Annotated in this window: 13 protein-coding genes and 2 tRNA genes; 8 read left to right on the top strand and 7 right to left on the bottom strand. The window is 26.9% G+C overall.

All coding sequences use genetic code 4. The features are described 5' to 3' along the window. Nucleotides 1-5: 5 nt before the first annotated feature. The 3 genes from MHO_RS01770 to MHO_RS01760 all read left to right on the top strand — a co-directional run bounded on the left by MHO_RS01770 (nucleotide 6) and on the right by MHO_RS01760 (nucleotide 7,258). On the top strand, nucleotides 6-1,544 hold the full coding sequence (locus tag MHO_RS01770) for an MSC_0619 family F1-like ATPase alpha subunit (RefSeq protein WP_012855589.1): 1,539 nt from the start codon (nucleotides 6-8) through the stop codon (nucleotides 1,542-1,544). After that, nucleotides 1,544-2,902, top strand: a complete 1,359-nt coding sequence (locus MHO_RS01765; protein WP_012855588.1) for an MSC_0618 family F1-like ATPase beta subunit — start codon at nucleotides 1,544-1,546, stop codon at nucleotides 2,900-2,902. Before MHO_RS01770 ends, MHO_RS01765 begins: the two co-directional genes overlap by 1 nt. A gap of 255 nt (nucleotides 2,903-3,157) precedes the next feature. After that, entirely contained in the window at nucleotides 3,158-7,258 is a 4,101-nt protein-coding gene (locus MHO_RS01760) for an Lmp related protein (RefSeq protein WP_012855587.1), read from the top strand. A gap of 104 nt (nucleotides 7,259-7,362) precedes the next feature. Here MHO_RS01760 and MHO_RS01755 read toward each other — a convergent pair. Then, nucleotides 7,363-7,437 (bottom strand) — tRNA-Gln (locus MHO_RS01755). Nucleotides 7,438-7,440: 3 nt separating this feature from the next. Further along, nucleotides 7,441-7,524 (bottom strand) — tRNA-Tyr (locus MHO_RS01750). A 208-nt stretch (nucleotides 7,525-7,732) separates the two neighbouring features. Here MHO_RS01750 and MHO_RS05525 point away from each other — a divergent pair. Continuing rightward, nucleotides 7,733-9,394 (top strand): hypothetical protein, encoded by a 1,662-nt coding sequence (locus MHO_RS05525; RefSeq protein ID WP_012855586.1) that lies wholly within the window; start codon nucleotides 7,733-7,735, stop codon nucleotides 9,392-9,394. Between the two features lie 384 nt (nucleotides 9,395-9,778). Here MHO_RS05525 and MHO_RS05520 read toward each other — a convergent pair whose 3' ends face one another. From MHO_RS05520 to MHO_RS01730, 3 genes are all read right to left on the bottom strand, one after another. Continuing rightward, the gene (locus MHO_RS05520; protein WP_143763820.1) at nucleotides 9,779-10,888 is read right to left on the bottom strand and encodes a hypothetical protein; all 1,110 of its coding nucleotides are present in this window, start codon (nucleotides 10,886-10,888) and stop codon (nucleotides 9,779-9,781) included. Between the two features lie 13 nt (nucleotides 10,889-10,901). Then, nucleotides 10,902-12,155 carry a hypothetical protein gene (locus MHO_RS05515; protein WP_012855584.1) on the bottom strand — a complete coding sequence of 418 codons (1,254 nt, stop codon included), beginning with the start codon at nucleotides 12,153-12,155 and terminating at the stop codon, nucleotides 10,902-10,904. Between the two features lie 208 nt (nucleotides 12,156-12,363). Next, nucleotides 12,364-13,590, bottom strand: a complete 1,227-nt coding sequence (locus MHO_RS01730) for a coiled-coil domain-containing protein (RefSeq protein WP_012855583.1) — start codon at nucleotides 13,588-13,590, stop codon at nucleotides 12,364-12,366. 276 nt (nucleotides 13,591-13,866) lie between these two features. Here MHO_RS01730 and leuS point away from each other — a divergent pair, with 276 nt between their 5' ends. From leuS to MHO_RS01710, 4 genes are all read left to right on the top strand, one after another. Continuing rightward, entirely contained in the window at nucleotides 13,867-16,284 is a 2,418-nt protein-coding gene (leuS, locus tag MHO_RS01725) for a leucine--tRNA ligase (RefSeq protein WP_012855582.1), read from the top strand. Between the two features lie 21 nt (nucleotides 16,285-16,305). Then, nucleotides 16,306-18,972, top strand: coding sequence for an isoleucine--tRNA ligase (gene ileS / locus MHO_RS05510; RefSeq protein WP_012855581.1), 2,667 nt, complete (start codon nucleotides 16,306-16,308; stop codon nucleotides 18,970-18,972). Further along, on the top strand, nucleotides 18,962-19,588 hold the full coding sequence (locus MHO_RS05505; protein ID WP_012855580.1) for a signal peptidase II: 627 nt from the start codon (nucleotides 18,962-18,964) through the stop codon (nucleotides 19,586-19,588). Before ileS ends, MHO_RS05505 begins: the two co-directional genes overlap by 11 nt. 543 nt (nucleotides 19,589-20,131) lie before the next feature. Beyond that, nucleotides 20,132-20,383: a hypothetical protein gene (locus MHO_RS01710; RefSeq protein ID WP_036439179.1), complete on the top strand. Its 252-nt coding sequence runs from the start codon at nucleotides 20,132-20,134 to the stop codon at nucleotides 20,381-20,383. A gap of 41 nt (nucleotides 20,384-20,424) precedes the next feature. Here MHO_RS01710 and rpmE read toward each other — a convergent pair whose 3' ends face one another. Beyond that, nucleotides 20,425-20,640, bottom strand: coding sequence for a 50S ribosomal protein L31 (gene rpmE, locus MHO_RS01705; protein ID WP_012855578.1), 216 nt, complete (start codon nucleotides 20,638-20,640; stop codon nucleotides 20,425-20,427). Nucleotides 20,641-20,716: 76 nt separating this feature from the next. Then, nucleotides 20,717-23,107: a phosphoketolase family protein gene (locus MHO_RS01700; RefSeq protein ID WP_012855577.1), complete on the bottom strand. Its 2,391-nt coding sequence runs from the start codon at nucleotides 23,105-23,107 to the stop codon at nucleotides 20,717-20,719. Nucleotides 23,108-23,129 lie beyond the last annotated feature (22 nt).

The raw sequence follows: 23,129 nt of genomic DNA, 5'->3' as shown, positions 1-23,129 counted from the left end.
AACACATGAACAACACAACTAAAAATCCTCGTATTAAATCAATATTCAATTGCATAGCAACAATTGAGGGTGAATACAACTACCGTCAAAATCAACAATTTTATTTAGCAAGTAACCCAAATGTTAAATTCATAGTTATTTCCGCTACAACTAATAAGGCATTTATGTTGATTAATAGCGAACACGTATCTTTAGATATAAATAGTGAATTAATTGAATTAAATGAATCCCAAAATATAAATACTAGTCTTGATTATTTGGGCAAAATTATTGATATTAACGGTGGCATTATTTGACCAACTGATGAAAAAAAGAGACCAAATAATTCAATGTTAAGCAATCATCATCCAATATTTGGCCTAGCTCATAATTTGATGACAGTTAAAACATTAAATGAGCAACTTTATACCGGAATTATTGCAATAGATTTATTAATTCCAATTGGAAAAGGCCAACGTGAATTAATTATTGGCGATAGGCAAACAGGAAAAACTCATATGGCATTAAATGCAATTATAAATCAAGCAAAAAATGGCACAAAATGTATCTATGTTGCAATTGGCCAAAAGCGTGAATCATTAACTAATATTTATGAAACATTAAAAAAATACGATGCATTGAAAAACACTATGATTATTGATGCACCTCAAAACGTTTATGAACAATATCTAGCGCCTTACATTGGAATGGCCCATGCAGAAAATCTTTCATATGACAATGATGTTTTAATAGTATTTGATGATTTAACTAAACACGCTAATATTATTAGAGAAATTGCCCTATTAACCAACAAGTCAGTCGGAAAAGAAGCAATGCCTAGCGACATCTTTTTTGCCCACTCATCATTGCTTGAAAGAGCTGGATCTTTTGTTAATAGAAAAACAATTACTGCACTTCCAATTTTGCAAACAGTTGATGGTGATATAACTAGTTTAATTTCATCTAATATAATTTCAATAACTGATGGTCAAATTGTAACTTCTTCTGACTTATTTGCTTCAGGGAAATTACCTGCTATAAACATTGATTTGTCTGTTTCTAGAACAGGTTCAAGTGTTCAATCAAGAATGATGACCAAAATAGCGGGTGAAATTAATAAAATTTTTAGAAGTTACAAGAGACATTTAAAATTGGCAATGTTAGATTACGAGCTTAATAAAGAAACTTCTATTTTGCTTCACAAAGGAAAATTAATTGACAAAATGTTCTTGCAAAAGGGTTTTTCACTTTACTCATATCGTTTTGTAGTGCTAACAACAAAATTAATTTCTTGAGGTATTTTGCAAGGAATAAAAGATGAACAAAAAGCATTTATGTTACTAGATTATTTAATAAATAATTACAATGATTGCATAAAAGCATTTGAAACAATTTTAGATAATTTAGACTACGATGATAATATTATGAAAAATTATTTTGCATTTGTCTTGAAATCATATTCAGACTATTTAAATTTAAATTGAGATATTGAATTGGAACATAATTTTGTGCCAATACCTGAAGAACAATTAGATAAGGCAGCGAAGGTTTTAGGTGATAAATAATGAATGGAAAAATTATAAAAATTTGATCAGATATAGTTGAAGTAGAATTTAATAAAGATTTGCCTGCTATCAATCACTTGTTGACATTGCATGAAGGAAAAACCTTTTTACTAGTAAAAAGATTAATTGACGAAAAACATGTTAGAGCAATTGTTGTATATGCAAGTAAAGATATTTCAATTAACGAAGAAGTTGTTAACACTCATAAGAGTTTTTTGGTTCCAATAGGGCAAAATTCAAAAAACAATATTTACAACTTTTGAGGTCAACCTTTACTAGAAACAAAAAATAAAATTGAATATGTAGAAATGAATTCGACTATAAACAATGAAAGATATCTAGAAAATAACAAAGAAATTATAGAAACCGGAATAAAAGCAATTGATTTCTTTATGCCAATTGTTAAGGGCGCAAAAATTGGTTTATTTGGAGGAGCCGGAGTTGGAAAAACTGTTCTAATGAAGGAAATTATTTTTAACCTTAATAAACAACATGAAGCAAATTCTAATATCTTTATTGGTTCGGGTGAACGTTCAAGAGAAGGAATAGAATTATACAATGAACTTTCTTCATCTAATTTAATGAAGGACTCAATAATGTTTATTTCAAAAATGAATGAAGCACCAGGAGCTAGAACGTCAATTGTTCCAATCGGAATTACTGCTGCAGAATATTTAAGAGACACATGCAATGAAAATGTTTTATTATTTATTGACAATATTTATCGTTTTATTCAAGCAGAAAATGAAGTAAGTTCAGCATTAGGCAAAAAGCCTTCAATTGGAGGTTATCAATCAACTTTAGAAAGTGATGTAACTGAAGTTGAAAGCAGATTGTTTAGAAACAAGAAGGGCTCAATAACTTCATTCCAAACAATATTTCTACCAATGGATGATTTAAGCGATCCTTCTGCAGTAGCCGTATTTAATCACTTAGATGGTAATTTGGTCTTATCTAGATCTCAAGCAGCTAAAAACATTTTTCCTGCCTTTGATCCACTTGCTTCATCTACAAATGCAATTAATCCAACCATTATTGGCAAACGCCACTATGATGCAATAATTGAAGCAAAAAGAATATTAAAGGCATATAAAGATCTTGAAGATGTTATTCTAATATTGGGATTTGATGAACTTGATGAAGAAAGCAAAATCACTGTTAAAAAAGCTCTTCAACTTGAAATGTTTTTTACTCAAAATTTCTTTATGACTGAACATTTTACTAAATCACCTGGTCAATTTGTGCCATTAAACGAAACAGTTGAAAGCGTTATAAGAATATTGGAAGGAAGATATTTAAAACAAAACCCCGAAATCTTTGCCTATATAGGTTCAAATAAAGATATTCAACAAGATTAATAACGTATCCAAAACAAATAAAAATCAAACTCAACTAAAAAATATGAGTTTGATTTTTTAGTTTATTTTAAGCATGTTTTAACAGAAAGCAATTAAAATAAACTAAAAGGTGCATAAAAAAATTGTAATAGAACGAAAAGCGTTTTTTTTTTTTTTTTTTCGAAGTCTTGTTTGAAAATTATCACAATATAAGAATTTAATAATTGTTTATAAGTTTTTATATAAAAAATAAGGGAAAAATAAAAAAGGGGATATATGAAAAAATCGAAATTAAGAATTTTACTTTCTACTTCGTTAATTATTGCTCTAGCAACAACGGCAACCTTAGTTGCAACATCACTAAAAAGTAAATTTAAAAGAAGACAATATGAACAAGAAGATAATATTGACAAATTAAAGGAAAAATTTAATAGATCAAAATCTAAATTAGATAATTTAATTAAATCAAATGAAGCCAAAGATGTTGATAAACAGGCAGAAACAGACATCCTTAACAATACAAATCTTACTGATAAAGATTTAATTAAAGACATTGAATCAAAAACAAAAACTATTGAAGATGCTATTGAATCATTGACTAAGAAAATTAATGATAAAAAAGACAGTCTTCTTAATGATTTTAATGATGCTAAAAAGAAATTACAAGATTTAATTGATTCACAAGACGCACAAAAAGTCGACACTTCTAAAGCAAATCAATCATTGCAAAACAACAATGTAGATGCTTCATCAACGACCGATCAAATTGTTGATGCAACAACTGAAATTAAAAAAGCCACACAAGATTTACAAAAATTAATTGATGCAGCCAAAGAAAAAGCTAAACAAGACTTTAATTCAAAGAAGCAACAATTAGATGATTTAATTAAATCAAATGAAGCCAAAGATGTTGATAAACAACAAGAAACTGGCATCTTTAACAACACAAATCTTTCTGGTAATGATTTAATTAAAGACATTGAATCAAAAACAAAAACTATTGAAGATGCTATTAAATCATTGACTAAGAAAATTAATGATAAAAAAGACAGTCTTCTTAATGATTTTAATGATGCTAAAAAGAAATTACAAGATTTAATTGATTCACAAGATGGCCAAAAAGTCGACACTTCTAAAGCAAATCAATCATTGCAAAACAACAATGTAGATGCTTCATCAACAACCGATCAAATTGTTGATGCAACAACTGAAATTAAAAAAGCCACACAAGATTTACAAAAATTAATTGATGCAGCCAAAGAAAAAGCTAAACAAGACTTTAATTCAAAGAAGCAACAATTAGATGATTTAATTAAATCAAATGAAGCTAAAGATGTTGATAAACAACAAGAAACTGGCATCTTTAACAACACAAATCTTTCTGGTAATGATTTAATTAAAGACATTGAATCAAAAACAAAAACTATTGAAGATGCTATTAAATCATTGACTAAGAAAATTAATGATAAAAAAGACAATCTTCTTAAAGATTTTAATGACGCTAAAAAACAATTAGAAGATTTAATTGATTCACAAGATGGCCAAAAAGTCGACACATCTAAAGCAAATCAATCATTGCAAAACAATAATGCAGATGCTTCATCAACGACCGATCAAATTGTTAATGCAACAAATGAAATTAAAAAAGCCACACAAGATTTACAAAAATTAATTGATGCAGCCAAAGAAAATGCTAAACAAGAATTTAATTCAAAGAAACAACAACTAGACAATTTGATTAAATCAAATGAAGCCAAAGATGTTGATAAACAACCAGAAACTGACATCCTTAACAATACAAATCTTACTGGTAAAGATTTAATTAAAGACATTGAATCAAAAACAAAAACTATTGAATATGCTATTGAATCATTGACTAAGAAAATTAATGATAAAAAGAACCAAAAAGACAATCTTCTTAAGGATTTTAATGATGCTAAAAAGCAATTAGAAGACTTAATTAATTCACAAGACGCACAAAAAGTTGACACTTCTAAAGCAAATCAATCATTGCAAAACAACAATGTAGATGCTTCATCAACGACCGATCAAATTGTTGATGCAACAACTGAAATTAAAAAAGCCACACAAGATTTACAAAAATTAATTGATGCAGCCAAAGAACAAGCTAAACAAGACTTTAATTCAAAGAAGCAACAATTAGATGATTTAATTAAATCAAATGAAGCCAAAGATGTTGATAAACAAGCAGAAACTGACATCTTTAACAACACAAATCTTACTGTTAATGATTTAATTAAAGACATTGAATCAAAAACAAAAACTATTGAAGATGCTATTGAATCATTGACTAAGAAAATTAATGATAAAAAGAACCAAAAAGACAATCTTCTTAAAGATTTTAACGATGCTAAAAAGAAATTGCAAGATTTAATTGATTCACAAGACGGTCAAAAAGTCGACACATCTAAAGCAAATCAATCATTGCAAAACAATAATGCAGATGCTTCATCAACGACCGATCAAATTGTTAATGCAACAAATGAAATCAAAAAAGCCACACAAGATTTACAAAAATTAATTGATGCAGCCAAAGAACAAGCTAAACAAGACTTTAATTCAAAGAAACAACAACTAGATAATTTAATTAAATCAAATGAAGCAAAAGATGTTGATAAACAACAAGAAACTGACATCTTTAACAACACAAATCTTACTGGTAAAGATTTAATTAAAGACATTGAATCAAAAACAAAAACTATTGAAGATGCTATTAAATCATTGACCAATAAAATTAATGATAAAAAAGACAATCTTCTTAAAGATTTTAACGACGCTAAAAAGCAATTAAAGGATTTAATTGATTCACAAGATGGCCAAAAAGTCGACACATCTAAAGAAAATCAATCATTGCAAAATAACAACGCAGATGCTTCATCAACGACCGATCAAATTGTTAATGTAACAAATGAAATCAAAAAAGCCACACAAGATTTACAAAAATTAATTGATGCAGCCAAAGAACAAGCTAAACAAGACTTTAATTCAAAGAAGCAACAATTAGATAATTTAATTAAATCAAATGAAGCAAAAGATGTTGATAAACAACCAGAAACTGACATATTTAACAATACAAATCTTACTGGTAAAGATTTAATTAAAGACATTGAATCAAAAACAAAAACTATTGAAGATGCTATTGAATCATTGACTAAGAAAATTAATGATAAAAAAGACAATCTTCTTAAAGATTTTAACGACGCTAAAAAGCAATTAAAGGATTTAATTGATTCACAAGATGGCCAAAAAGTTGACACTTCTAAAGCAAATCAATCATTGCAAAACAATAATGCAGATGCTTCATCAACGAGTGATCAAATTATTAATGCAACAAATGAAATTAAAAAAGCCACACAAGATTTGCAAAAATTAATTGATGCAGCCAAAGAAAAAGCCAAACAAGACTTTAATTCAAAGAAACAACAACTAGACAATTTGATTAAATCAAATGAAGCCAATGATGTTGATAAACAACCGGAAACTGACATATTTAACAATACAAATCTTACTGGTAAAGATTTAATCAAAGACATTGAATCAAAAACAAAAACTATTGAAGATGCTATTGAATCATTAACTAAGAAAATTAATGATAAAAAACCAAAGGAAAATATTGAATATGAAGGGCTTGAAAAAATTAGGGAACAAATTAAACAATTTATTGAAAAAGTAAAAGAGGATGAATATTATACAAAATATAAAAATCAACAATATTATAATTGAGATAGTAATATAATAGACCAATTAAATAGACAGCTTAAGTTATTTGAAAATGTTACTTCTGCTTCGGACATTCAACAAATATCTGCGGCTAAGTTACAATTGACCAACGACCTAAACAAGGCAAAGAAAGATAAATTTAGTTGTGATATATATTGCTTTGTAAATATAGAAGTAACTAAATTTACAGGGGATATGCGAACAGATTCTTCGGCTTGTTTGGATAGCAAAAAATATTGAGAAGAAGCAGAAAAAGAAATTAGTAAGATTAGATGAGATGCTCTTGATTTAGAAAGACAAGGAATACAGGAAGATAAATTAGAAAAATTTAAATCTGATTTTAGAGCATTAAAAAAACCAATTGAAGATAAGATGAATGAAATTATTGATGAATTTTTAGATTTCTGAAATAAATTGAGTAACACAAAAAGTAAAACATCTTACTTTATCGAAAATAAGCTTAAAGGAAAAGCTCAATATAAAGAAGGCTACGATGCTTTAAACAAATTAATACAAGAAGCTAATGAAATTTTGAACAACTCAGAAAAACATAGCAATTTAGAATTAAAAAATAAAGAAGCTGAAATACAAGCCAAATTACTTGAATATAAAAATAAATATAATATGAACAAATAATATAAATAATTTATTAAAAACCTTCCGATAGTAAAGCTTAAAAATCGGAAGGTTTTTAATAAAATAAAAAAGCGCAATGCGCTTTTTTGGACAATTTAATGAAATGGCTGCCCTTGTTAGATTCGAACTAACGGATGGCGGTACCAAAAACCGCTGCCTTTCCACTTGGCTAAAGGGCAACATGGTGGAGGGGGAGGGATTCGAACCCCCGAACCGTGAGGAAGTGGGTTACAGCCACCCGCGTTTGGCCGCTTCGCTACCCCTCCTTTAAATTGCTTAATAATTATATAATATATTAGAAACAAAAGTTAAAAAAATATATTTTTTGTTAGCAAATCTAATTTTGTACTTTTAATAGAATAATTTATTGATTTTTAAAACATTGATTAAATTAAATAGAAGTTTTTGATATTTCTATATTATATTAATAATTATTTAAAAATAATTTATTAATTCAAATCAAAGGAAACACGAATGAAACGAAAAAACAAACTATTTATTCTATCAACTATCTTAGGATCGTTTGCAACTGTATTTACAGTAATTTCTAGTGCTTCATGTTCTAATAAACAAGATAAAAAAGAAGATTCAAACAACAATGTAGCAAATACACCTAATGTCAAGCCAAATATATCTAATGAAAAACAAGAAGATAATAGCCACATAATTAATCCTAATATAAAGCCAACTGTTCCAAATGAATTTCAAAAAACAAAAGAAGATAAAAATAATGCGGCAAGTCCTAGTCCTAGTAGGCTACAAGAAGTTAAAAATGAACTTCAAACATATATAGCTAATAATCTTAAAGATTTTATTTATGAAAATTTAAAATTAGAAATTAAAGATTTTATTGAAAAAGAAAAAAATGAGGCTGATGAATTTATTTTGAGATCTAAAGAAATTCTTTGAAACATTAGCGTTCAAAAGAATTTAATTGACCAAAGATATACTAAAGAGTCACTAAGTCCAAAATCAAAAATTGATGTTGAATTTTTGAAACAAAAAAGAAAATTAGAAAATCTATTTAGTATTTATAAAAAATGAAACAAAACAGATATGAGCAAGGAAATAGAACTTCTTAAAAAGATTAATAATGCTAATTTTGATTTCAAAAATGAAGATATAGCGAAATTAACTAGTGAAATTTCAAAAAGAATTGAAGACATTTATCAAAATATAAATTCATCAAAAGATATACAAAAACATTTAAATAATGTTAAAAATGATTTAAATCCGCTTATACAAGAATTGATTAACTTTAATAATTTTAAAAATAGTAAAACATGAGATGTTGTGGATAGGCTATTGTTGAGCGAATTATTTAATGATTTCAAGGATATTGATTCAAAAACATTTGCAGAAGTTATTTATCAATTTGAAGAATCAAATAAATTATTGGCCGAATATATTGAATTATATTCACAAATTATTTATAATGCAAAGAATGAATTTGAAATGCAACAAAAAAATAGCGATTTATTTAATTTATTTAGTCAAGAAACAAAAAATAAAATTACAGATTTTTTAGCAACAATTAATAAATTGGAAAATAATAGAAATGATCAACAAATAAAAAAATCTATACATGAAGAATTTAAAAAAATTCTAACTGTCCAAGAAGAAATTTATAAAAATATAAATAAGGATTTTTTAAACATTACTAATAAAGAAGAAAGCATTAAACTTTTAAAAATGCTTAATGAAAGTTTAAAAGAACAAAAAAATTCAGAAGATGGAAATTTTTTAAGTAAATTTCTAAATAATGAAATAGCAAAAATATTAAAAGAAAATTCTGAGCTATTTTCTTCAAAAGATATTGCCAAAATCAATAAAAATATGGAAATTACATACGAACTTTCTAGAAAATTAAACTTAGAAATTATTTTAAATAGGTGAAATTTATTGAAATTGATATCATCAAATGTTGAGGAATTTAATATTCTTGCAAATGATGTCTATTCTAAAAACCAAAAAATTTCCAACGAAATACAAGAAGTTAGAAAACTTATAGAAGAACACGAAGAAAAATTAGAAGATTTTTATATTAAGAAATTGCAGCCAAATTTAAAATATTTAACAGAAATATTACTTAAATTACAAAATAAATTACATTTAATTAGACAAAAAGTCAATTAAATTTAATTTCAATATTGCCAAATTAAAAATAAAAACAAGATAATGATTTTCAGTTATCTTGTTTTTAGTATTGTGTATGAATAATCTCTTGATTATTGCAAGGGCAAGACAATTCAAGGATTTTTAATATTTGTCTATTAATTCTTGCAAATTATTTTTTACTGTTCTAAATTCTCAAATACTCTTTTTATCTCTTGTGGAATATTTTAAGTCATTATAACTTAATAAAGATTCTGCATCATTTATGGCTTTTTTTATTTCAACTGTTATGAATTGTGATTTTCCATCTTGCTTTTGATCATATTTGGTTAATAAATTTTTTAATAATAATAATTTTTTTTGTATTAATTCCTTTTCAAAACTTATTGCTAAATTGCGTATATATTAATTGAATTTATTGAGGGCTTTTTGGGCAATTTTTTCATTTCCATTTATCTTTGATTTGAAGTTAGTAAGATCTTGTTTGGCTTGATTATATTTTAAAATTATTTCTTTTTCAAAATCTTTTTTATCAGGATATTGGAAAACTTTTTTGACTTCTTCTGTTGGTTCATAAAAATATAAAGGTGAGTAAAAGAACATAAAGTCGTAATATAAATCAACTCTTTGATCTATGCAATCAAAAATTTTAAAGAAATTGTTCTTATTATAATGGCTAAATATTTTTTTAAAAGTTTCGTGTTTGATGTTATCAGTTTTGTTTTCTACTGAGTTATATAAAACTTTTTGTTTTTGTAAATCTAATTTAAATTGTGAAATTAAATCTAAAATTTCTTTTACTTCATTATCCTCAAATATTTTATTGATTTTATTTTTTTCTAGTCTAGTTTCAACTATTGAAATAGTGCTTTCAATTTTTTCAAATAAATGTTCAACTTCTTTTTTAATTAAAAAATAATCAATATTATTTTCAATATTTTTTAAATCAAAGATAGCCCTTTTTATTTCAAATGATGATGAATTTTTAGAAATTCAAGAATATTTTTTAATTGTTTCAAGATATTTTTGAAAATGAGTTTCTTCTTCAGAAAAACCAAAATCAACTATCATATCTGGTTCTCCAGCATCTGCTCTTCATATTTTATATAGTCTGCTATGGTAATCATTTTCAAGCTTTTGTTTTATTTGATTAAATTCATTGAATAGCGATAGTTTATTTTTTATTTCTACATCAAAGGCAAGAATTTTTTCATTTACGTCAATAATTTCATTTCTTATTTTTGATGTTGCATCAATTATTTCTATTGCTTTTGAGGTTTTAGTTATATTATGAAAATATTGAATTGAATTTAAATAGCTATTTGGAATTTTGTGTTGATTATTTGAGATAAGCGATTGCAATTTAGATTTTTCTTGTATAAATAATGAATATTTATTTGACTTATCAAGTTCTATATTTTTTTTAACGGCGATTATTGAATAGATTGCTATTGTTGAAATTGCGGTAGTTAAGTAAAGACTTAATGAGGTTACAATTTTTGTTCTTTTTTTCATTTTCGTGCCCCCTTTATTGATTGTCATTTTTTAATTTTTTGCTTCTATTCATTAAATCGTCGCAATAGTTTTTAAAATTTTCTATTAATTTATTATGTTCTATAGTATTTTCTTTTGGAACAAGCATTAGTTTAAATTTATAATCATCAGTAGTTTCAGTTAGTTCTTTGTCTAGTTCAGGTTGATTTTGCAAAGCATATATTTTTTTAGGTTTAAAAAAGATAGTATAACCATTAATATACAATTTGTCTCAAATAATTTCTTCTACTTCTTTTAGCCCTATAGAATATGAATCATAATAATTTTTTCACAAATCAATAGCCTTTTTATATGGTGTCAACAACTCAACATAATTTTTATAGAAATTTTTATCTTTGATTTTGAATCCAAAAAAATCAATGTCGAATTCCTCAAGAAGTGCAGTTTTGTCATACATTTCTTGTGCATAATTTTTAAATTTTGTAAATATTTTTTTGCCATCATTTTTGTATTTAAATAAAAAATATACGAATAAAGTTTCTGGCGAGTTATAGCCATAAGGACCTTCATGTTTTTTTATATCAGGATCTTTTAATAATTCATATCAATCTGAAATAAATCATTTGTTTTCTTTTAATAAGTCGTTATATTCTTTGGCAAATTTATATGCTTCTTGTTTATCATTAATTAAAAATTTTATTTCAACCAGTTTAGTTGTTGCCAATTCTATGCTATCTATATCCGAATCAATCGTTATGTTTGAAAAATATTTTTGATTTTCATTTATTTCTTTTAATAGTCAATTTTGTTTGTTTATTATTTTTTCGTTTCCATCGCCAATGTAATAATGTCCTTGGCTTTCTTTATTCAAAAAGTCAAAAATTTTTAAAAGCATATCTTGCAATTGCTTTTTTACATTGTTATATTGAATAAACGCTTTTTCTTTTTCTAATAACATTTTTTTATGCGATGCTATTATGTTTTTGATATTTTCAATGGATTCGTTGACTATTTTGCGTGCTTTTTGAATAGTAAATAAATCTGAATTTTTATCTATCTTTTCAACTTCACTTAAGGTATTAGATTTTATTGAACTAATTTTTTTATCATTTTCTAAATTGCTAAAAGAATTTAAATTAGTTTTTTCTTCAAGAAATTTATTATATTCGCTAACTCTAATTTCATTCTTTTTATTGATTGAGGCATATGCTGCAACAGAACCAATAATTGAAGCTCCCACTAAAAAACTAATCCCACTAAAGATAAATAATTTTGCTTTTTTACCCATAGATTTTTACACTCCATAATTTTTAAAATAAATTAATTTATATTTTTAATTTTAACATTTAATTGTTTTTTAATGTCAGTATATATATTTTTTTATAAAAATATAATGTACAAAAATTATTTAATATTAAAACCCAAAATAATTTACAACAACTTAAATTATTTTGGGTTTAACTACATTGAATGAATACATCAATACATATTGATCTTTAATTCTTAGATTTTTTTGTCGCTTCTATTGCTGCCTTTAGTTCATTTATTGCTTCTTCAATATTTTTTCTTTTTTCTTCAAAATCTTTTGAAGATAATTCATCGGTATTTTTAGCTTTATTATCATCTAAAATTTTTTGGGCTTCTTTAACAGCATCTTCATACTGCTTAATATCAGATAATTTTATTAATTCTTCTAGTTCTTTTCTTTTGGCAATAAAATTTATTACTTCGTTTAATTTTTTGATTACTTCTTCTTCTTTTAAAGCATCTTCTTTAGCTTTATTTAGTGAGTTAGTAGCATCTGTAATTTTTTTGATTGAAGAATTATCTTTGTTTATATTAGCAATTTTTTCAATGGTTTTTTGGGCTTTTTCTTTAACTTCAATAAATCTGATTTCATTTAAATTTTTATTTATGTATTCTTCTAAATCTTGTTTAGATTTTTTGAAATTTTCTAATAATTCTTGCTTTTTGTTTTCGATTTTTTGATTTAATTTGTTTGTAATATCATTCAAATCATTTATTGCTTTTTTAATTTCTTCAATAGTTGATATTTTATTATTTTTATTATTGTCAAGAGCTTTTTTTGCTTCACCAATTCCAACTGTTTTTGCATCTTCTGTAGCAATAAGATTTTCAAGTGTATTTTTTGCTTCAACAAGATTTTGTTGTTCTTTGTTTAATTGCTTTTTGTCACTAATTTTTTTGTTTATTGATTGTATAGCTTCTTGAATTTTTTGTATTTTGGCTTGAATTTCTTGTTGTAAAGAATCTTTGGTAATATTAGTTGTATTTAGAGTATTTAATTCGATTTCTTTTTCAATATCCGTTACTTCTTTTGATTGCAAAAGATTTTTTAGATCTTCTTTTGCTTTGTTGAAATCTTGTCTTAGTTTTATTAGGATTTTTTTATCATTAATTTTCTTAGTCAATGATTCAATAGCATCTTCAATAGTTTTGATTTTATTTTCAATGTCTTGTATTTGAAAATTATCATCAATTGTTGTGTTTGCAAGTGTATTAATTTCTTTATTTGCATCAATATCTTTTGCATCTTCTGAATTCAATAAATCTTGCAATTTATTTTTTAAATTATTAAATGTTTGCTTTGCTTTTAATTGCTTTGTAAGTTTGCTATTTTTATTATTGCATGCTGTCAATGTTGTTGGTATTAAGCTACCAGCAATAATTAAGGGGGTAAATAGTAAAATTTTTCTTTTCATGTTTATACCTCTTTGATTAAATTTATTTCTATTATTAATAAAACTAAAACTTTTTTAACTTTATTTTGTTTTTAGTCTTTAAATAAGTAAATTTTACAGGATAGATATAAAAATTTGTAATATTTTCTAAATATTGAAAAATTTTAAACATATTAATTAGAAATTTCAATATATTTGCTTATTTTTAAATTAATTATTTTTTTGGATCAATTAAATTTTCGCAACTTTTTTTATTTCTTATTTTTTTAATTAATATTAATGTAAAATTTAAATATTATGTATAAGCACAATGAAATAGAACAAAAATGAAGAAAATTTTGAGCCGAAAATAAATCGTTTGCCACAGGAAATAATAGCAACAAAAAAGCCTATATACTTGACATGTTTCCTTACCCTTCGGGAATGGGATTGCACGTTGGGCATTTAGAAGGTTATACCGCTACTGATATTATTGCTAGATATAAACGCCTAAATGGTTTTGATGTGTTACATCCTATTGGCTGAGATGCTTTTGGCTTACCCGCTGAACAATATGCAATAAAAACAGGAAATGATCCTGAACCTTTTACATTAAAAAATATTGCTAATTTTAGAAGACAATTGCAAGCAATGGGATTTTCTTATGATTATGACAAGGAAGTAAATACTACTGATCCTAAATTTTATATTTGAACTCAATGAATATTCAAAGAAATGTACAAACAAGGATTGGCTTCAATTGAAGAAATTGATGTTAATTGATGCGAAGGGCTAGGTACTGTTTTAGCTAATGAAGAAATTTTAGAAAAAAACGGTATTAAAGTTAGCGAACGGGGTAATTTTCCTGTCGTTAAAAAGCCTATGAAACAATGAGTGTTAAAAATAACAGCCTATGCAGATAAATTACTTGAAGGCCTAGAAGATTTAGATTGACCTGAAAGTTTAAAACAATTGCAAAGAAATTGAATTGGAAGAAGTAAAGGACATATTGTCAAATGAAATATTAGTTCAAGTGAACAACAAAAATTGCAACTCTCAACATTTACTACTAGATTGGATACTATCTATGGTGTAACTGCAATAGTAATTTCTCCCGAACACCCACTTCTTCAAAAAATAACTACCGCAAAATATCATGATGATATTTCTAACTATTTAAAAGAAGTTAAATTAAAAAATGAATTGGAAAGAACATCTTTAAATAAAGACAAAACAGGATATTTTACTGGTTCGTATGCAATTCATCCATTGACTAATGAATTAATTCCTATTTGAGTTTCTGATTATGTTTTGATGTCATATGGAAGTGGGGCAGTAATGTGCGTGCCTGGTCATGATCAAAGAGATTATGAATTTGCTAAAAAATTTGATTTAAGGATTAAAAAAATTATTGAATGTGATGAATTACCATTTTTAGGAGATGGTATTCATATCAATTCAGATATTGCAAATGGTTTAGACAATGCAGGCGCAGTAAAATGTATTTTTAATGAATTAAAAGCAAATAATTTGGCAGATGAAAAAGTAAGTTATAAATTACGCGATTGAATTTTTTCAAGGCAAAGATATTGGGGAGAACCATTTCCTGTTTTATTTGATGAGGAAAATAATATTTATCTAGTAAAAGAATTAGTTGAATTGCCAAAGATAAAAAACATAAAACCATCAGGTACAACCTCTGGTCCACTGGCAAATGTTGAAAGTTGAATGAATGTTGAAATTAATGGTAAAAAATATCATCATGACACAAATGTTATGCCACAATGGGCTGGCTCAAGTTGATATTATTTGGCTTATATATTAAAAAACCCAGACGGCTCATATACTCCACTAAATTCATCGGAAGCAAAAAAGCGTTTTGAAGAATGAATGCCGGTTGATTTGTATATTGGTGGACAAGAACATGCTGTTTTGCATTTATTGTATGCAAGGTTTTGACATAGATTTTTATTTGATTTGGGTATTGTTAACACAAAAGAACCATTTACAAAGCTAATAAACCAAGGATTAATTATGGGGCCTGATGGTCAAAAAATGTCTAAATCTCTAGGTAACGTTATAAATCCTGATGATTTTATTTTATCTCATGGAGCGGATAGTTTAAGAGTTTATGAAATGTTTATGGGGCCTTTGGTGGAATCAAAATCTTGAAGTACAGATTCATTAAATGGCATAAGAAGATGGATTGAAAAAATCTACAATATATTTGAATATTTTGTCAAAGGAAATATTGATATAAACAATAGCAATAATGAATTGATAAGCAACATTAATAAATTGATTTTAGAAGTTAGCGAAAATATTGAAAAAACTAAGTTTAATATTGCAATAAGCAAAATGATGGTATTTACTAATTACTTAACATCATTAAAAACTATTCCATCATCATTTGTTTTAAAACAATTTGCTATTTTATTAAGTCCATTTGCGCCATTTTTAGCTGAAGAACTTTTGTTTATGTTGAATGAAAAACCAATTCAATATCAAACTTGACCTTATGCTGATGAAACCAAGATAATTATTAAAAATATACAAATTGGTATTCAAATTAACGGAAAAGTTCGTTCTCAAATTGAAATATTGCCAAATTGAAGCAATGAAGAAATTATTGAAAATGCAAAAAAACTAGACAATGTTGCAAAATGATTACAAGGTCATGAAATAGTTAAAGTAATATATAAAGATTTTAAAATTTTAAATTTCATAATTAAATAGAAAAAGAAAGGCTTGTTAATAATGGAAGAAAAGAAAGATTATAAAGACACGTTATTGATGCCAAATACTGATTTTCCAATGAAAGCAAATTTAGTTGAAAAAGAATTGGAATATCAAAAACAATGGCTAGATATTAAGTTGTATCAAACTATTTTAAATAGAAATAAGAACAGTCAATCATTTGTATTACATGACGGTCCGCCATATGCAAATGGCAATATTCATGTTGGACACGCTCTAAACAAAATTCTAAAAGATATAATTGTAAGATTTAGAAGTATGCAAGGATATTATTCGCCATATGTTCCGGGCTGAGATACACATGGTTTGCCCATTGAACATAAAATGTTGCTAGAAGCTAAAAAGAATGCTAAAGATTTTAGTGTTATTGAATTAAGAAAAAAGGCAGCAGAATATGCTTTAAGTCAAGTTGAACATCAAAAGGCTCAATTTAAAAAATTAAGTTTATTGACAGACTTTTCAGAAATTTATGTGACATTGGATAAAAACTTAGAATTTAAACAATTAGAACTTTTTGCTAAAATGGTTAAAGAAGGCTTAATTTATCGTGATTTAAAACCAGTTTATTGATCACCTTCTTCTCAATCTGCACTCGCTGAAGCAGAAGTCGAATATGCTGATCACATTTCACCTTCTCTATATGTTGCATTCAAAGTGATCGAAGGAAACAAATACGTTGAAAATGGAGATTATTTAATTATTTGAACAACGACTCCATGAACATTGTTGGCTAACTCTGGCGTTGCAATTAACGATCAATTCGAATATGCAAAAGTGTTAGTAAATGACAATAAATATATAATTGCAAAAGATTTAGTTGAATCAGTTGCTGCAGTTGCTAAATGAGAAGAATATCAAGTTCTATCAACATTCAAAGGTAAAGAATTTTTAGGAATTAAATATAAAAATCCTATAACCCCATTAGTGGGGCCAGTTGTTTTTGGTCATCATGTTAGTTTAGATACTGGTACTGGCTTAGTTCACATTGCTCCATTATTTGGTGAAGATGACTTTATTATCGGCAAAAAAGAAAACCTAGAAATGATTATGCACATAAACGATGATGGAACAATCAATGATAAAGGCTTTGAATATAGCGGTGTTTTTTACGATGATGCAAATCCTTTAATTGGCAAATTTTTAGCAGAAAATAATCAATTAATTGCGTTTAAGAAAATTAAACACTCATATCCTCACGATTGAAGAACTCATTTACCAATTATGTATAGAGCAACACCACAATGATTTGTTTCATTAAAACCAATAAAACAACAAATCATTAAGGCTTTAAGTGAAGTTAAAACATTCAATGAATGAAGCAAAAAACGTTTAAGTCTAATGTTGGAAAATCGTGAAAGTTGATGCATTTCTCGTCAAAGATCTTGGGGAGTTCCAATAATTATTTTTTATGATAAAAACAAAAATCCTGTTCTAGATGATGAAATTTTTGAACATGTAATTAATTTAGTTAAAGAACATGGTAGCGATGTTTGATACGAATGAACAGCTGATGAACTATTGCCAGAAAAATTTAGAAATTTAGGTCTTAAAAAAGAAACAGACATTATGGATGTTTGATTTGACTCGGGCTCAACTTCAATAAGTGTTGAACCAGGCGGAATAAAAGCTCCATTTGATCTTTATTTAGAAGGTTCAGATCAATATCGTGGTTGATTCAATAGTTCATTAATTAACTCAGTGGCATGAAGAAATACTAGTCCATTTAAAGCTTTGGTTTCTCATGGGTTTGTTTTAGATGGCAAAGGTCAAAAAATGTCAAAATCAAAAGGCAATGTTGTTGATCCTTTAGCTGTGATTGATAAATATGGAGCAGATATTTTAAGACTTTGAGCAGCAAATTCTGAATATACTGCTGATGTTACAATTGACGACAAGATATTAAACCAAAATACTGAAATTTATCGTAAAGTTAGAAATACAATTAAGTTCATGCTTGGTGGAATTAGTGACTTTGATTTTAAAGAAATTACGCCAACTTCAATTCATGCTTTAATGTTAGAAAAATTGCATAATCTGGAAGCAAATATATTATTGAATTACGAACAATATAGATTTGTCAATGTTATTAAAGATATTAATAATTTTGTTATTGATTTAAGTAGTTACTATATTTCTATAACCAAAGATATTTTATATCTTGAAAAACAAGATGACCCTGAACGTAGAATGGTTCAATATGTTTTTAGTAACATTATTGAGGTCTTATTAAAAGCTCTTGCCCCAATATTGCCAACTACAACCGAAGAAATTTATAAATATTACAATAAACCTAACAAGTTGCCATCTGTTCATCTATTGCCATTTTTAGAAAGAAAAGATTTCGATTTTAAATTACAAGATCAATGAAAAGAATTCTTCGAAATAAAAGATGAAGTATACAAATTAATTGAAGAAAAAATTAAATCGCAAGCAATAAAGAGACCAAATGAAGCATGAGTAGTAATAAAAAGCGATTCAGATTTTATAAAATCATTACCATTAAATAGATTGTTAATGGTGGCAAAGGTAACGTTTGGCAATACCATTGAAGTAAGAGAATTAGAAACCAAAAAATGTTTGAGATGTTGAAACCATTTTGAAGATTCAGATTATGATGATGAATTGCAAATTTGTTTAAGATGCAAGGATGTAATTGATGCAAAATAAAAAAATTTCCATTTTTACTAAAGAATATTGGAAGAGCCAATGAAAAAATGCTTTAATAAATGCTTCTGTTTATATAGGAATATTTATAATATTTGCTTTAATTGATTTATTAACTAAAAGAAATTATTATATTCCGGCAGATTATAGAGATTCTGAAGCTATTTATTCATTTGGTCAACCCGGAGCACATGCATTTTTATGATATAGAACTGTATTCCATGCTGGAACAACTTTGGAATTAGGATTAGGCAACGTTGGATTACACATAATAAGTTTTATTATAATTTTTGCAACTTTCATTGGTAGTTTATTTTTTAAAAATCATTGATATATTTTTGTAGTTGCAGGACTAGCAGTTACAGCAGCAGGTTCGCTTGGAAATATGTATGATAGATTTCAATTTCAAGGTGTAAGAGATATTATATATTTTCCATGAATTGATAAAGGAACATTCAATTTCGCAGATTCATTTTTAATTTGTGGAGGAATTGGAACAATAATTTCTGCAATAATAATAGGTTTATGCTTTCATAATAAACAAAATAAAAATAAAGAAAAACAACTAACTAATGATAAAAACGTTGATAGTGAAAATACTTTTGATTCAACAAAATAATAATAAAAATACAAATTTAAAAATTAAAATTAGACTCTCAACCCTTAAGTTATATGAGTCTAATTTTTTATTCACAGAATTTTAAACTGTATTTTTTTGTTCTTTAACTTGCTTAATTTTTAAATTAATTTTTCGTTTACAAATAATCCAATTAATATTAGTAATGAATATACTGCAAAGGCTACAAAATAGTTTACAAAGTTATTTATCAATGTCAATACAATAATAATTATTGAGGAATTAATAATTCTAAATATTAGTGTATAAAAAAATAGTATTGACTTTAAATTTTTGCTTATCAAATAAGAAATAAGTATTACTAAAGAAAATAGTGATAAAGAATGAATATAACATTTGTTGAAGACCCAACGAGATTAAATATGCAATGTTTTTAGATTTATTAGCAATATCAGCAAATAGCGAGGGCATAACAATTTTAAATTACTAATAGCGAAAAAGATTGCTACTTTTCGCTATTTTTTCTTCAATACATTCAACATAATGGAATATTTGTTATATTTGAAATTGAAGGGAGAAATAAAAATGAATATAAATTTCAAACTAATGAGCGAAGAAGAAACAAAAAATATTGTAGGAGGTTTTGCAATTACTGCTTTAATTTCAACTATTTTGTCTGTAGTAACAAGCACTGTCGGAATTATTGGAACTTCAATAGGCTTGGCTAAGACTTTAAATGCAAATAAAGGAGAAGTAAAAGCCGGGAATATTTCAATGAAATGAGACAATAGCAATGAAAACATTGGTTATGCAGTTGGTATGCATTATTGCACATAATAAAAAAATAGGCATTTCGCCTATTTATTAATGCTAATTAATTAGTTCTTTTTATGTGATTTTTCTAATATCTTATTAAATCTTTCAACACGTCCACGAGCTTTAACATCTGTACGGTTTCCTGTGTAGAAAGCATGACAATTAGAGCAAACATCTAAAGTAACTTTATCAGCAGTTGAACCAAATTCTATTGTTGAATTGCATGATGAGCAAACAGCTTTAATTTGGTTGTATTTTGGGTGAATATCTTTTTGCATGTGTACTCCTATGTTATTTTTCGTTAATTAACTTAGTCAATTTTACCATAAATATAAGAAATTATTTAAACTAAAATTAATTTTCTTTGTTTATGTTCTTTCATTTTCATTCAACAACTTCTGGCATATCATATCCATATTCATCAATGTAGTTTCTATGATATTCTAGTTTTTGGTCTAATTTATTCATAAATGCTTTTGCATCTTTTCCATATACTGCTTCTGCTGCATCTTTAGCAATATGATATCTATCCATTTCACTTAATTGTCTAATATCGAATGATGTTGTAATATCACCGTTTTCACGATATCCGTGTGCAATTAAATTGTGGTTAGATCTTGTAAAGAAGATGTCTCTTAATAATCCTTCAAATCCATGGAAAGCAAATATGATAGGTTTATTTTTAGTAAATACCTTATCAAATTCTTCATCGCTAATTCCTCTTGGATCTATTTTTCTAGATCTCAATTTTAATAAGTCAAGAACATAAACATATCTTATTTTTAGATGTGGATATTCTTGGTTAATTAGTGAAATAGCAGCCAATGATTCAATGTTTGGTTCAACACCACTTGAAGCAAATACGATATCTGGTTCTTCATTTTCTGAAATATTTGAAGCTCAAGGAACAACTTTATAACCTTTTTCTAGTAATTCTTCAGCATCTTCAACTGTAAAGAATTGTTCTCTTGGTTGTTTTGAAGCAACAATTAAGTTAATTACATTTCTTTCAGTTAAGGCTTTATTCATTACTGCTAGTAAACTGTTTGTATCAGCTGGTAAGTATTCTCTAATAATTTCTGGTCTTTTATCAGCTAAGTGTCCTAAAAGTCCTGGGTCTTGGTGAGTGTAACCATTGTGGTCTTGTTGGAAAGCGTTTGAAGTTGCAATAATATTTAATGAAGGGTAGGTTTTTCTTCATGATAATTCTGAAGCTTTCTTAATTCATTTCATATGTTGAGTAAGCATTGAATCAACAACTCTTAAAAATGCTTCATATGATGCAAAGAAACCATGTCTTCCGGTTAATACGTAACCTTCTAGGAAACCTTCACATTGGTGTTCACTTAATTGCGAGTCAATAATTCTACCTGCAGGTGAAATTCATTCATCGTATTTCTTAGAAACTGGTTCTAGTCATTGTCTATTTGTTACATTGAATAATGCAAACATACGATTTGATTTAGTTTCATCGGGTCCAAATACTCTAAATGATGAAGGGTTATCTTTCATTATATCAGCGGCAAATTTTGCCATTTCTGCCATATCTTGGGCTTTTATTTCTCCAGGATAGTCAATTTTTAAAGCATATTTTTTTCAATCTTGTAATTTTAAAGGTTTGCTATCGATTCCGCCATTTGTAATTGGATTAACAGCCATTCTCTTTAGACCTTCTGGTGCAAGATCTCTAATTTCTTTTATTATAGTTCCATTTTCATCAAATAATTCTTCTGGTTTATATGATTTTAATCATTTTTCTAAGTCAGCAATTTTTTCCATCTTGAATGCTGAAACAGGAATAGGAACTTGGTGAGCTCTAAAGCTTCCTTCAATAGCTTCATTGTTTCATTGCTTTGGTCCAGTTCATCCCTTAGGGGTTCTTAAAACAATCATAGGTCAAGTTGGTCTTGTTGCTTCTTCGGCTGGTTTTTTTCTTGCTTCTGCTTGAATTTCTTTAATTGATTCAATAGCTTTATCTAATGATTTTGCCATTAATTCATGCATGTCAAGATTGCTTTTATCTTCGCTTCATTCAACGAAAATTGGATTTCAGCCTAAACCTTCGAAGTATTTTTTAATTTCTTCTTTTGGTTTTCTTGAAAGAAGTGTAGGGTTTGAAATTTTTCCACCATTCAAATGTAATATAGGAAGTATTGCTCCATCATTTACAGGGTTAATAAAAGCATTTGAGAATCAGCTAGTTGCTAGTGGGCCTGTTTCTGCTTCACCATCGCCAACAACAGCTGCGCAAATAACATCAGGGTTATCTAATATTGCTCCTGTTCCATGGCTTATAGAATATCCTAATTCACCACCTTCATGAATTGATCCAGGTGTTTCAGGTGCTGCATGGCTTGCAGTTCCACCAGGGAATGAGAATCTTTTGAACATTTTTGCAAGTCCAGCTTCATCTTGAGATATTTCAGGATATATTTCTGAATAAGATCCATCAAGATAAGAGTTTGAAATCATAACTTGTCCACCATGTCCTGGGCCTTCAATATAAAACATATTTAAGTCATATTTCTTAATTACTCTATTTAAATGTGTATAAATAAAGTTTTGTCCAGGAACTGTTCCTCAGTGTCCAATAGGATATAGTTTAATATCATTTGATGTTAAAGGCTTTTTTAGCAAAGGATTGTCTCTTAAATACATTTGACATACGCCTAAATAATTAGCAGCTCTAAATCATTTATCCATTTTTTCAAGATATTTTTTATCATCATAAATTTTAGAAATCATATTTCTCCTTGATTTAATTTTT

Origin of the sequence: Metamycoplasma hominis ATCC 23114 (assembly GCF_000085865.1) — a bacterium.
GTDB lineage: Bacteria > Bacillota_I > Bacilli_A > Mycoplasmatales > Metamycoplasmataceae > Metamycoplasma > Metamycoplasma hominis.
Note: the sequence above shows the minus strand (reverse complement) of the source record. Positions and strands in the feature narration are given on the sequence as shown.